Here is a 12,804-nt window from a genome sequence, read left to right as displayed (position 1 = left end):
AAGAAACTAGCGTGCGAATTGGGGCCGTGTCAGCCCAGGGTCGGCTTTGACCCTTGACACTGTGCAAGATTTACCGCACGTGCCCGGCACTTCACTCAAGATCACGACAAGTGCGCAGCTCAGCGGTGCGAGGCCGCCGGGCCGCCCGGATCGTCGTGGTTCTCCGGCAGCTTGCACACGTGCTGCAGCCAGAGCGCCGTCGCGATCACCGCGGCGCCCGCGAGCACCGCGAGGCCGGCCGTCACGGCCTGGTCCTTGCGCGCCGGCACGTCCAGCTCGCCGAGCAGGTAGATGCCCGCCCCCGCGTAGATGCCGGTGACCACCGCCGAGACGAGCGCGCTGGCCTGCCCGAGCACCACGGCCCGGGCCGCGAGCAGCGGATCGACCCGCTTCGCGCCGGGCTGCCGCTCCCGCACCGCCTTCAGCCGGCCCCGCAGCGAGATCGTGGTCGCCAGGAGGATCACCGCCACCGCGGCCAGCACCACCGGCGCCGCCGCCGGCACGGCCGGCAGGGTGTCCAGGGAGGCCCACAGCTTGGCACCGGCCCAGGACAGCGCCGTCGTGGCGGCGGTGATGCCGATCAGCAGGCGGAGGCGAAGCAGCTTCACGCGGAGGAGGTCCTTCCCGGGGTACCAGAGACGGCCGCCCCGGGAGCCCGGAGCGGCGGCGCCAGGCCACCGTACCGGGCCCGGCCGGGCGGACACCCGCACGGACGGCGGACACCTACTCGGACGGCCGGGCCCCCACCCGAGTTCCCCGGCCGGCGGGCCGCCGAACCGCTACTCCGGCAGCGTCAGACGGATGTCGTCCCGCCGGCGCACGCCCTGCGCGTCCGGGCCGCCGAGCTTCTCCAGCAGTACGGAGACCTGCCCGTACCCGGGCACCTCGGCCTCCGGCTGGGCGTCCAGCCACGGTGCCAGCACGAAGGCCCGCTCGTGCGAGCGCGGGTGCGGCAGCAGCAGCTGCGGGTCGTCGCTGACGACGCCCTCGTACGCCAGGATGTCGACGTCCAGGGTGCGCGGGCCCCAGCGGACGGTGCGCACCCGCCCGAAGGCGTCCTCGATCGCGTTGCCGCGCTCCAGCAGGTCGCGCGGCGGCAGCGAGGTCCGCAGCACGACGACCGCGTTGTAGTAGTTGGGCTGCTCGTCCGGCCCGCCGACGGCCTCGGTCTCGTAGACCGCGGAGACGGCCTTGATCCGCAGCCCGGGGGTGTCGGCGAGGGCGTCCACGGCACCCTGCAGGGTGTCCAGGCGGTTGCCCAGGTTGCTGCCGAGGGCGACCACCGCGCAGCGCTGGCTGTGCAGGGTCGTGTCGGCGGAGTCCACCCGGCTCTCCAGGTCGAACGTGCTCGGCGAGGCGGTCGGGTCGCTGGTGCTCATGCGCCCGCCTCGCTTCGCTCGGCAGGAGCACTCGCCCACGCGCGCCTTTCCATGATTCGCTCGCTCCGCTCGCTCATGTGAACTTCCTCTGCATGGGATACCGGGCGCACGGCTGCGGTCATGCGCGCGTCCGGTGGATGGTCACGGTCACGTCGTCGAACGGCACGGTGATCGGGGCGTCCGGCTTGTGGACGGTCACCTCGACCTCCTCGACCGCGTCGTGCTTGAGGCACTGGTCGGCGATGCGCTGCGCCAGGGTCTCGATCAGGTCGACCGGCTCCCCGGCGATGATCGCGGTGACCTCCTCGGCCACGATCCCGTAGTGCGCCGTGCGGGTCAGGTCGTCACCGGACGCGGCGGGGCGGGTGTCCAGGTACAGGACGAGGTCGACCACGAAGGTCTGGCCCTCGACGCGCTCGCGCTCGAAGACGCCGTGGTGGCCCCGGGCTCGCAGACCCCGCAGGGTGACGCGGTCCAGCAAACGAATCACTGCTCCCAGTCGGACGGGCCCCGCCCGAGGAAAAGGCACGGACGAGCAGGGCGAAGGCGGGCGGCCGGCCCGCCACTCCGTTTCGAATCTACCTGCGGGCACAGACAACGTCTGACCGTCCTACCCGGCACGAACCGTCCTCACGCACGCCGATCCGGCGATTGACGTGAACGTTCGGTGACCACGTCGAAATTCCCGGGCGACACTTCGGGGGCGGTTTTCCCCGGCTCGTCCGGTCAGTCCTCGTCGTCCTCGTCTCCGCTGGTCAGGACGGGTGAACCGTGGTGCGACCAGAGCTTCCACCCGGCCGGTGTGCGCCGGAAGAGATTCGTCGAGACGACCTTTCCGCCGACCAGCGGACCGAGTTCCCCCTCCTCCTCGGCCTCCCCGCCGGAGAGGATGTTCTCGGTGCACGTGACAAGGGCCACATCGCCGTGCACCTCGGCCTCGACATCGGTCAGGAAGAACTGGATGTACTCGGTGTTCATCATGATCAGCATGTACGACCGGGTCACCTGGGCCCGGCCGCGCAGCACCGGCCAGCCCGGGTGCACGCACACCACGCCGCCCTTGTCGTCGGCGTCCGCGGCGCCCAGCCAGGCGTCCTCGACCGCCTCCAGGTCCCCGCGCTCCAGCGCCTCGTAGAGCGCCTGGTTCGCCGCGAGCACGGCCTCCACGTCCGCCTCGCGCGCCCGTCCCGCCGCGGCCCCGCTCAACCTGCCGTCACCTGCCACAGACCCTCCCGTCCTACCCCAACCGGGCCGCGCGCTGCCAGGCCGCGACCACCCGGACGGCATCCGCCGTGCCGGACACGTCGTGCACCCGCACCGCCCAGGCCCCGGCCCGGGCCGAGAGCACCGACACCGCAGCGGTCGCGTCGTCGCGCTCCCTGGCCGGGCGCAGCTCCCCGGTTTCCGGGTCGGCGAGCAGCGTACCCAGGAACCGCTTGCGCGATGCGGCGACGAGGACGGGACGGCCGAGCGCGGTGAGCGCGTCCAGCCGCCCGAGCAGCGCCCAGTTGTGCTCGGGGGTCTTGGCGAAGCCCAGCCCCGGGTCGAGGATCAGCTGCTCCTCCTTGACGCCGGCCGCCACCAGCGCGTCCACCCGCGCGGTCAGCTCGGCGACGACGTCCCCGACCACGTCGCCGTACACGGCCAGCCGGTCCATGTCCGCGGACTGCCCGCGCCAGTGCATCACCACGAACGGCACGCCGGTCTCGGCGACGACGTGCGCCATGGCCGGGTCGGCCAGCCCGCCGGAGACGTCGTTGACGATCGCGGCGCCGGCCGCCACGGCCCGCTCGGCGACGGAGGCGCGCATGGTGTCGATGGATACCACCACCCCGGCGTCGGCCAGCTCGCTCACGACGGGCAGCACCCGGGCGAGCTCCTCCTCCTCGGTCACCCGCTGGGAGCCGGGCCGGGTGGACTCACCGCCGACGTCCACCAGGTCCGCGCCGCGGGCCCGGAGCGCGAGCCCGTGCGCGATCGCGCGGGCCGGGTCGTGCCACAGCCCGCCGTCCGAGAAGGAGTCGGGCGTGACGTTGACCACGCCCATCACGGCGCAGCGGCCGAGCCGCGGCAGTCCGGCCGGAACGGAGGAGGACGGCGAATCGTTCATGCCCTCATTATCGAACGGGGCCCCCGCCGAGGATTCTCGGCGGGGGCCCACTGGGTCCTGCGGTGCCACGATCGGGCCCGGTGCCTCAGGCGGCCTCGGTGACCTCGCGGGCGACGGAGTCCGGCATCAGGCCCTCGCGCTGGCGCTTGCGGCCGAAGCGCGGCATGCCGAGGGTGATGAAGGCCTCGGCCTGCATCGCGGCGAAGCCGATCCGCGGCAGGTCCCGGGTGCTCGGGAACACCAGGAAGCGCGGCTCCCACTCGGGCTGGAACTTGGCGTTGAACTTGTACAGCGACTCGATCTGGAACCAGCGCGACAGGAAGACCAGCAGGCCGCGCCAGGCCCGCAGCACCGGTCCGGCGCCGATCCGCTCGCCGCGGGCCAGCGCCGAGCGGAACATCGCGAAGTTCAGCGAAACCCGGCGCACGCCCAGGTCGGGCACCGCCTGCAGGGCGGCGACGATCAGCAGTTCGTTCAGGCCGGGGTCGGCCGCGCGGTCGCGGCGCATCAGCTCCAGCGAGATGCCGTCCGGGCCCCAGGGCACGAAGTGCAGCACGGCCTTGAGGTCGTCGCCGGCCTCGCCCTCCTCGGGCGCCTTGTGGGCGGTGACCACGACGCAGTCGTCGTCGAGCGGGTCGCCGAAGCGGCCGAGGGCCATGGAGAACCCGCGCTCGGTGTCGGTGCCGCGCCAGCGGGCGGCGGCGTCGGCGATCCGGTACTTCTCGTCGAGGGTGAGGTCGCGGACGCGGCGCACCTTGCAGGAGTAGCCGTTGCGCTCGATCCGCTTGACCATCTGGCGGACGTTGCGCATGGCGCGGCCGGAGAGCGAGAACGCGGCGGTGTCGACGATCGCCTCGTCGCCCAGCTCCAGCGCGTCCAGGCCCGCCTCGCGGGTCCAGACCTCGCCGCCGACCTCGCTGCAGCCCATGACGGCCGGCACCCAGGCGTGCTCGCGGGCCTCGGCCATGAAGACCTTGATCGCGCCGGGCCAGGCCTCGACGTCGCCGACCGGGTCGCCGGAGGCGAGCATCACGCCGGAGACGACCCGGTAGGAGATGGCGGCCTTGCCGGTGGGCGAGAACAGCACGCTCTTGTCACGGCGCAGCGCGAAGTAGCCGAGCGAGTCGCGCTCGCCGTGCCGGTCGAGCAGACCGCGGACCTTCTCCTCGTCCTCCGGGGTGAGCTCGGGCTTCGGCTTGCCCGGCCGCAGCGCCAGGTAGGCGGTGGTGAAGGCGGTCAGCAGGCCGAGCCCGCCGAGCAGGTAGGCGACCAGGTCGGACATCCGCTCGTTGTTGTAGCGGATCGGGCCCTCGAAGCCGAAGAGACCGTAGGCGACGTGCTCCAGCCGCTCGTAGAGGCCGGGGTGGCCGAGCTCGTAGCGGGTCCGGACGCTGACGATCATGAGACCGAGCAGGACGCTGACGCTGCCCATGACGATCAGGTTGACCAGCGCGCGCCAGCGGGTGCGCGGGTCCGCCTTGGCGTAGAACTCGCGGCGGTGCACGAGCATCACGGCGAAGACGACCAGGGAGACGACGGCCGGGCCGATCTGGTGCCAGCGAACGATGTGCAGCGCGGCACCGACCGGCAGCAGGACGCAGACCGCGCGCCAGGCCCGGCGCTTGCGCCGGCGCAGCGCGTGCGCGAGCAGCACCAGCAGGAGACCGATCATCAGCGTGCCGACCGCGGCCAGGGAGGTGGTCCCACCCGGCAGCTGTCCGGCGACGGTGTGCATCTTGGTGTGCCGGAGCTTGGGGAACACCGCACTGGCGATGTCCACCAGTCCGATCAGCAGACAGGCGTAGCCGACCGCACCGGGCAGCCAGGCCCTCGGGACGGCAGCGGCCTGGTTGCGCAGCGTCTGCAGACCGCGGCGGCGGCGCGGCTGCTCGGGGCTCGGCTCATCGGACACGGGAACACTCATGGGAGCTCAGCGTAGAGGCTGCGTGGGGCTGTCCTGTCACTCCGGGGGAGCACGTGTGATGGACCTTCATGCCTTTTCCTTCATCAAGCCATACGCGCACAAAGGAACCGGAAACGGACGGTAAACCGGTACCGAGGCGCGCTGCGATCGAGCCGGGGGCGGGGACCGGGGCCGCCGTCGCGCGGTGCGACGAGGACCTCCGGGACGCGTTACGTACGGTGGACGCCGCATTCTAGGGCGCCGGTTGCCCCCCGCTCGCCCCCGGCCTCCCGGAGGGCCGCGGCGTCCGGACAGCCTAGTCGCGGTGGCCGCAGCTGACGGATCGCCAGACGATGAAGCGTGCACCGACAGGGTCCCATCGGAAGGCCGACGGCATGGAACTGACCAGCGACGCGCTGGTGGACTCGCTGCTCGCACTCGGCGCTGCGGCTCTCCTCACCACACTCTGGATCTGGCCCCGGCTCGCCCGGCAGCGCCCGCTGCCGGTCCTCGGCCGGATCGGCCTGCTGACGGTCACCCAGGCGTCGGTGCTGGCCGTGCTGGCGCTGTCGGTGAACAACTCCTTCGGGTTCTACACGTCCTGGGACGACCTGCTCAGCCCCGGCGGCGCCAAGCTCGTCCTGACCAGCAACGAGAACCACAAGGGCGGCACCCCGGTCTCGGACGCGCTGGTCCAGCCCACCAACGAGGGCGGCCTGGAATCGGTCCCGAACCTGCCCAAGGGCGCCCCCGAGGAGGTCGGCAGGATCGAGTCGGTCCGCGTCAGCGGCAAGGAGACGGGCTACTCCGACCAGATGTTCGTCTACCTGCCCCCCGAGTACTTCGACCCGAAGTTCGCGCTGATCCGCTTCCCGGTCATGGTGGGCATCGCCGGCTTCCCCGGCACCACGCTGAACATGCTGAAGGAGCTGCCGGTCGCCCAGACCGCGGCGGACCTCCAGAAGAACGGCAAGATGCCGCCGACCATCGTCGTCCTGGCCCGCCCGACGGTCGCCCCGCCGCGCGACACCGAGTGCGTGGACGTCCCCGGCGGCCCGCGCACCGAGACCTGGTTCGTCAAGGACGTCCCGGAGGCGCTGGGCTCCACCTACCGGATCGGCCGCTCGGCCGGCTCCTGGGGCGTCTTCGGCTACTCGACCGGCGGCAGCTGCGCGATGCGGCTGGCGATGCGCTTCCCGAACGTCTACGGCAACGCGGTCGGCCTGCACGGGGACTTCACCGTGCGCGAGGACCAGTTCACCGGCGGCAACCTCTTCAACGGCGACAAGAGCCTCACCCAGCAGAGTGACCTCGGCTGGCGGCTGCAGAACCTCCCGGCCCCGCCCCTCAACCTCCTGGTGGTCTCCACCCGCAAGGAGGCCGACTACCCGCAGACCGCCCAGTTCGTCGAACAGGCCCAGCAGACCGCCGCGAGCAACCCGCGGTTCAAGGTCGAGTCGCTGTACCTGGACGACGGAGGCCACAACTGGGACAGCTGGACCCGCGAACTGCCGGCCTCGCTGGAGTGGATGGGCTCGCACCTCGGCTGACGCGTGCGGGTGATTACCCGCCGGTCGGGCCACCCGGTCCGCGACCCGGGGGAACGTATCGCGACCGCCCGTCCGGCCCCCGGAGGGCGCCGTCCGGATCCGCGCAGGAGGCGCCGTGCTGAGCACCCGCTCGCTCTTCACCGAGATCTACCGCAACGACGAGGCCTACCAGCTGTTCTGCAGCATCGCGGCCGGAGGCGAGGACCAGGGCGGCTGGGAGAACGAGCGGATCACCGCGCTCACACGGGACCCGGTCCTCGCCCCGAAGGTCGCCCGGCACGGCGCCGACGAGCGCAAGCACGGCCGGATCTTCACCCAGCTGCTGAGCAAGCGCGGCCTGCCCAAGGTCGCCGTCCCCGCCGACGCCGACTACTGCATGCTGCTGGAGGCCAAGGGCGTCGGCTTGTCCCACGAACGGCTGAACAGCGACCTCCCGCTGTCCGACCGCGAGATCATCACCTACCTCGCGCACAGCCGGGTCACCGAGCAGCGCGCGGCCGAGCAGATGCGCCAGCTGGTCAAGGTGTACGGGGACAACCCCGACCTCGGCCGCGCGATGCGGATGATCTCCGCCGACGAGGACAACCACCTCGCGTACTGCCACGAGGAGCTGCTGCGGCTGCGGGCCGAGGGGTACGGCCCGTACATCCGGCACGTCCTGGAGAGCTGCGCCCACGGCGAGATCCGCACCCACCGGGACGTCGGCCTCGCCGTGACCGCCCGGATGGCCCGGATCCTGCGCTGGCCGCGCTGGCAGCTGGCGGTCGTCACCCTCGGGGTGCACGCCCTCTACCTGTACGACCGCGCGATCGGCTGGCGGCGGATGGTGCGGCTGCGGATGCCCGAGCGCCGCAACGCCCTGGGCACCCCCGCGCCCCCGCACGCCGAGCACGAGGCCGGGGCGCTCTGAGCGCCCCGGGGGCCCTGGCGGCCCCTAGCGCCCGATGATCAGGCTCATCGCCTCGGCCCGGGTGGCCGGGTCGCGCAGCTGCCCGCGGACGCAGGACGTGATGGTCTTGGCGCCCGGCTTGCGGATGCCGCGCATCGACATGCACATGTGCTCGCACTCGACGACGACGATGGCGCCCCGGGGCTCCAGGATCCGCATCAGTGCGTCGGCGACCTGGCTGGTCAGCCGCTCCTGCACCTGCGGACGGCGGGCGTAGACGTCGACCAGCCGGGCCAGCTTGGACAGGCCGGTGATCTTGCCGCTGGTGGACGGGATGTACCCGACGTGCGCCACCCCGCGGAACGGCACCAGGTGGTGCTCGCAGACGGACGTCAGCTCGATGTCCTTCACGAGCACCATCTCGTCGTGGCCGAGGTCGAAGGTCGTCGTCAGGACCTCCTCGGGCTCCTGCCACAGGCCCGCGAATATCTCCTTGTACGCGCGCGCGACGCGGGCCGGCGTCTCCAGCAGGCCCTCGCGGTCCGGGTCCTCCCCCACGGCGAGCAGCAGCTCGCGCACGGCGTTCTCGGCCCGCTTCTGGTCGAAGGTCCCGACGGTGGACGGACCGTCGAGAGTCACCGGGTCGATCATGCGGGCCTCGCTTACTAGGGGGAACGTCGGGGCGAACAGCACGGATGCCGCGCCTCCAGAGTACAAACCCTGGTGACGCGGCATCCATTCCGTCCTGGGCTCCGCCGGGAGCGCCGGATCAGCCCTCCGCGGGCGGCTCGGCGGTCGGCAGCGGCGGGAGCTTCACGATGTCGACCGGAGCGGTGTCGGCCGTGGCGGCGGCGCCGTTGGTGAGCGCCAGCTCCTTGGGCGACTGCACCGGCGGCCGGGTGGACGGCGTGCGGCGGGAGGAACCCGTCCAGGCCGGCCGGGCCGGGCGCTTGACGATCGGGGCGAAGATCTCGGCGATCTGCTCCTTGTTCAGGGTCTCCTTCTCCAGGAGCTCCAGAACCAGGTTGTCGAGCACGTCACGGTTCTCGACCAGGATCTCCCAGGCCTCGTTGTGCGCGGCCTCGATGAGCTTCTTGACCTCTTCGTCGACCAGCCCGGCGACCTCTTCCGAGTAGTCGCGCTGGTGGCCCATCTCGCGGCCCAGGAAGGGCTCCGAGTTGTCGCTGCCGAACTTGATCGCGCCGAGGCGCTCGGTCATGCCGTACTGGGTGACCATGGCCCGGGCCGTCGCGGTGGCCTTCTCGATGTCGTTCGAGGCACCGGTGGTCGGGTCGTGGAAGACCAGCTCCTCCGCCGCGCGGCCGCCCAGCATGTAGGCCAGCTGGTCGAGCATCTCGTTGCGGGTGGTGGAGTACTTGTCCTCGTCCGGCAGCACCATCGTGTAGCCGAGGGCCCGGCCGCGGGACAGGATGGTGATCTTGTGGACCGGGTCGCTGTACTGGCAGGCCGCCGCGACCAGGGCGTGGCCGCCCTCGTGGTACGCGGTGATCTTCTTCTCCTTGTCGGACATGATCCGCGTGCGCTTCTGCGGACCGGCCACGACGCGGTCGATCGCCTCGTCCAGGATGCCGTTGTCGATCAGCTTCTTGTCCGAGCGGGCGGTCAGCAGAGCGGCCTCGTTGAGGACGTTCGACAGGTCCGCGCCGGTGAAGCCGGGAGTGCGCTTGGCGACGGCCGACAGGTCGACGTCGGGCGCGATCGGCTTGCCCTTCTGGTGCACCTTGAGGATGTCCAGGCGGCCCTGGAGGTCGGGGCGCTCCACCGCGATCTGGCGGTCGAAGCGGCCCGGGCGCAGCAGCGCCGGGTCCAGGATGTCGGGGCGGTTGGTCGCGGCGATCAGGATCACGCCGCCCTTGACGTCGAAGCCGTCCATCTCGACCAGCAGCTGGTTGAGGGTCTGCTCGCGCTCGTCGTGACCGCCGCCGAGGCCCGCACCGCGGTGCCGGCCGACGGCGTCGATCTCGTCGACGAAGACGATCGCCGGGGCGTTCGCCTTGGCCTGCTCGAAGAGGTCGCGGACGCGGCTGGCGCCGACGCCGACGAACATCTCGACGAAGTCCGAACCGGAGATGGAGTAGAACGGCACCCCGGCCTCGCCCGCGACGGCGCGCGCCAGCAGGGTCTTGCCGGTGCCGGGCGGGCCGTAGAGCAGCACGCCCTTGGGGATCTTGGCGCCGACGGCCTGGAACTTGGCCGGCTCCTGCAGGAACTCCTTGATCTCGTGGAGCTCCTCGACCGCCTCGTCCGTGCCGGCGACGTCGGCGAAGGTGGTCTTGGGGGTGTCCTTGGTGAGCAGCTTGGCCTTGGACTTGCCGAACTGCATGACCCGGGAGCCGCCGCCCTGCATCTGGTTCATCAGGAACAGGAAGACCAGGACGATGATCACGATCGGCAGCATCGACAGCAGGAGGCTGACGAAGGTGCTCTGCTTCTCCGGGCTGATGGTGTAGCCCTCGGCGAGCGTGTTCGGGTCGTTGTCGTTGATCTGGGCCTGGAGCTTGTCGGCGATCGCGACACCCTGGTCGCCGATGTACGAGGCCTGGAACTTGCTGCCGGACGGGGTCTTGCCCGTACCGGCGTTGGACAGCGTGGCGCCGTCCTTCAGCTGGATCTTGATCGTGTTCGAGTCACCGGTGGTGATCTGCGCCGACTTGACCTGCTTCGCGTCGATCGCCGCGACGACCTGACCGGTGTCCACCGTCTTGTAGCCGTTCGAGTCCGAAACGACCTGCATCAAAACGATGACGGCGAGGACGGCCAGCACGATCCACATGATCGGCGCACGGAAGTATCGCTTGACGTCCATCCATGCGGGGCGTTGCCGCCCCGTCCCTCCTGCCACTCAGCGGCGCCGGGGGGCTGTGGGCCGCGGCGCATCCGGAATCGGTGCTCATGTGAAGAGCGGTTTATTGGACCGTACCGCAGTCGGACCCGCCCGTGGCGGGAGCACGGCGACACGGTTGTGGTTCTTTGTCCCCCCGGTCAACGGGCGGGAACAACGTACTGTTCCCGCCCGTAACCCGAACGGGCCCTCAGCCGCCGTAGACGTGCGGGGCGAGGGTGCCGATGAACGGCAGGTTGCGCAGCTTCTCCGCGTAGTCCAGGCCGTAGCCGACCACGAACTCGTTGGGGATGTCGAACCCGACGTACTTGACGTCGATCTCGACCTTGGCCGCATCCGGCTTGCGCAGCAGCGTGCAGACCTCCAGCGAGGCCGGGCCGCGCGAGCCCAGGTTGCCCAGCAGCCAGGACAGCGTCAGACCGGAGTCGATGATGTCCTCGACGATCAGGACGTCCCGGCCGGCGATGTCGGTGTCGAGGTCCTTGAGGATCCGCACCACGCCGGAGGACTTGGTGCCCATGCCGTAGGACGACACGGCCATCCAGTCCATGGTGACCTGCGAGTGCAGGGCCCGGGCGAGGTCGGCCATGACCATCACGGCCCCCTTGAGGACGCCGACGATCAGCAGGTCCTTGCCTGCGTAGTCCCGGTCGATGCGCTCCGCCAGCTCAAGGAGCTTGGCGTCGATCTCGTCCTTGCTGATGAGCACCTTCGCGAGGTCAGCGCCCATGTCGTTCTGGTCCACCGGGGATACGTCCTCAAACGTTCGGGGTCTGTGTGGCCGGCGGCCGGCTCCCCCGGGGCATGCCCGCCCGTCAGTCGCCCTGCCGCCGAAAGACCAGCGTGCCACACCTGCGGATGGCCTCGACGCCCCCGGGTAGGTGCAGCGGCCCCTGACCCCGCCATCCGGTGACCAGCAGGTCGACGGTTTCCAGGTGACGGGCGAACAGGTCGCCGGCCGGACAGCCCGCCCGGAGCGCCGCCCGGCGCAGCACCCGGCGGCGGACGGCGGGCGGCAGCTCGGCCAGTTTCGCGGCGTCCAGGGTGCCTTCGCCCGTCCGGAGATCCCGCTCGGCCAGGGCGGCCCACTGGTCGAGCGCGTCGGCGTCGTCGCGGAACAGCCGGGCGGTGCGGGCCAGGGCCTCGACCACGCCGCCGCCCAGGTGCTTCTCCAGCACCGGCAGCACCTCGTGGCGCACCCGGGAGCGGGTGTAGGCGGGGTCGCAGTTGTGCGGGTCGTCCCACACCGGGATCGCCTGGGCGGAGCAGGCCTGCCGCGTGGCGGCCCGGTCGAGCTCCAGCAGCGGGCGGCGGTAGCGGCCCTTCTGGGCGGGCATCCCGGCCAGCGAACGGGCCCCGGAGCCGCGGGCCAGGCCCAGCAGGACCGTCTCGGCCTGGTCGTCGCGGGTGTGGCCGAGCAGCACCGCGATCGCGCCGTGGCGCTCGGCGGCCTCGTCCAGGGCGGCGTAGCGGGCGTCCCGGGCGGCCGCCTCCGGGCCGCCGCCGCGGCCCACCCGGACCGGGATCGCCTCGACCGGGTCCAGGCCCAGCGAGCGCAGCCGCTCGGCCACCTGGGCGGCGCGCTCGTCGGAGCCCTCCTGGAGGCCGTGGTCGACGGTGACGGCGCCGACCCGCAGGCCGATCTTGGGGGCCTCGAAGGCGGCGGCGATGGCCAGCGCCATGGAGTCCGCGCCGCCGCTGACGGCGACCAGGACGAGCGGCGAGCCGGGGGCGGCCGGGGTGCGGGGCAGCCCGGACGGGTGGCGGGCGGCGTTGCCGATCAGCGTGGTGCCGACGGCGGCACCGACCAGCGGCGCGTCGGCCGCGCGCTCGCGGGCCGCGCGGGCGGGTGCGGTGAACGTGGAACCGGCCTCGGCGGCGAGGTCGGTGAGCGTGCGGCGGACGGCCAGGCGTATCGCGGCGACGGCGGGGTGTGGGCCCACGGCGGACGACTCCTCGACGGAGGGGGGACAGGACGGCGGTGGGCGCGGCGGGGACCGCGCACAGTGCGAGCACCCTGTTACCGGGCGCTCACAGATGGTGGCAGAAAGGAGCGACCCGCTACGCCACCCGCGCCACCGGTACGACCACCGTCCCACGTTCGGGTGAA

At 71.8% G+C, this 12,804-nt stretch carries 12 protein-coding genes; 2 read left to right on the top strand and 10 right to left on the bottom strand.

Annotation, left to right across the window (positions count from 1 at the left end):
- Nucleotides 1-119: 119 nt before the first annotated feature.
- The 6 genes from AB0C76_RS21300 to AB0C76_RS21275 form a co-directional block, all read right to left on the bottom strand.
- On the bottom strand, nucleotides 120-608 hold the full coding sequence (locus AB0C76_RS21300; protein WP_359967523.1) for a DUF3180 domain-containing protein: 489 nt from the start codon (nucleotides 606-608) through the stop codon (nucleotides 120-122).
- A 171-nt stretch (nucleotides 609-779) separates the two neighbouring features.
- Entirely contained in the window at nucleotides 780-1,379 is a 600-nt protein-coding gene (folK, locus tag AB0C76_RS21295; protein WP_359967521.1) for a 2-amino-4-hydroxy-6-hydroxymethyldihydropteridine diphosphokinase, read from the bottom strand.
- A 118-nt stretch (nucleotides 1,380-1,497) separates the two neighbouring features.
- Nucleotides 1,498-1,857, bottom strand: a complete 360-nt coding sequence (gene folB, locus AB0C76_RS21290) for a dihydroneopterin aldolase (RefSeq protein ID WP_329932371.1) — start codon at nucleotides 1,855-1,857, stop codon at nucleotides 1,498-1,500.
- A gap of 248 nt (nucleotides 1,858-2,105) precedes the next feature.
- The gene (locus AB0C76_RS21285; RefSeq protein WP_359967518.1) at nucleotides 2,106-2,585 is read right to left on the bottom strand and encodes a nuclear transport factor 2 family protein; all 480 of its coding nucleotides are present in this window, start codon (nucleotides 2,583-2,585) and stop codon (nucleotides 2,106-2,108) included.
- A 31-nt stretch (nucleotides 2,586-2,616) separates the two neighbouring features.
- Nucleotides 2,617-3,489 carry a dihydropteroate synthase gene (folP, locus tag AB0C76_RS21280; protein WP_359967515.1) on the bottom strand — a complete coding sequence of 291 codons (873 nt, stop codon included), beginning with the start codon at nucleotides 3,487-3,489 and terminating at the stop codon, nucleotides 2,617-2,619.
- Nucleotides 3,490-3,574: 85 nt separating this feature from the next.
- Complete coding sequence (locus tag AB0C76_RS21275; RefSeq protein ID WP_359967512.1) at nucleotides 3,575-5,413, bottom strand: phosphatidylglycerol lysyltransferase domain-containing protein; 1,839 nt, start codon at nucleotides 5,411-5,413, stop codon at nucleotides 3,575-3,577.
- Nucleotides 5,414-5,787: 374 nt separating this feature from the next.
- Between AB0C76_RS21275 and AB0C76_RS21270 the strand changes: the two genes are divergently transcribed.
- Together AB0C76_RS21270 and AB0C76_RS21265 are read left to right on the top strand one after the other, a co-directional pair.
- Nucleotides 5,788-6,942, top strand: coding sequence for an alpha/beta hydrolase-fold protein (locus AB0C76_RS21270; protein ID WP_359967509.1), 1,155 nt, complete (start codon nucleotides 5,788-5,790; stop codon nucleotides 6,940-6,942).
- 115 nt (nucleotides 6,943-7,057) lie between these two features.
- Nucleotides 7,058-7,852 carry a ferritin-like domain-containing protein gene (locus tag AB0C76_RS21265; RefSeq protein ID WP_359967506.1) on the top strand — a complete coding sequence of 265 codons (795 nt, stop codon included), beginning with the start codon at nucleotides 7,058-7,060 and terminating at the stop codon, nucleotides 7,850-7,852.
- A gap of 24 nt (nucleotides 7,853-7,876) precedes the next feature.
- Here AB0C76_RS21265 and folE read toward each other — a convergent pair whose 3' ends face one another.
- From folE to tilS, 4 genes are all read right to left on the bottom strand, one after another.
- A complete protein-coding gene (gene folE / locus AB0C76_RS21260; protein WP_359967503.1) occupies nucleotides 7,877-8,482 on the bottom strand; it encodes a GTP cyclohydrolase I FolE in 606 nt (201 codons plus the stop codon).
- A gap of 118 nt (nucleotides 8,483-8,600) precedes the next feature.
- Complete coding sequence (gene ftsH, locus AB0C76_RS21255) at nucleotides 8,601-10,658, bottom strand: ATP-dependent zinc metalloprotease FtsH (RefSeq protein WP_359967500.1); 2,058 nt, start codon at nucleotides 10,656-10,658, stop codon at nucleotides 8,601-8,603.
- A 226-nt stretch (nucleotides 10,659-10,884) separates the two neighbouring features.
- Nucleotides 10,885-11,439, bottom strand: coding sequence for a hypoxanthine phosphoribosyltransferase (hpt, locus tag AB0C76_RS21250; RefSeq protein WP_030059589.1), 555 nt, complete (start codon nucleotides 11,437-11,439; stop codon nucleotides 10,885-10,887).
- A gap of 70 nt (nucleotides 11,440-11,509) precedes the next feature.
- Entirely contained in the window at nucleotides 11,510-12,637 is a 1,128-nt protein-coding gene (tilS, locus tag AB0C76_RS21245) for a tRNA lysidine(34) synthetase TilS (RefSeq protein WP_359967497.1), read from the bottom strand.
- Between the last annotated feature and the right edge of the window lie 167 nt (nucleotides 12,638-12,804).

It is taken from the genome of Kitasatospora sp. NPDC048722 (assembly GCF_040650235.1).
Taxonomy (GTDB): domain Bacteria; phylum Actinomycetota; class Actinomycetes; order Streptomycetales; family Streptomycetaceae; genus Kitasatospora.
This window is presented reverse-complemented; position numbering and strand designations above follow the sequence as displayed.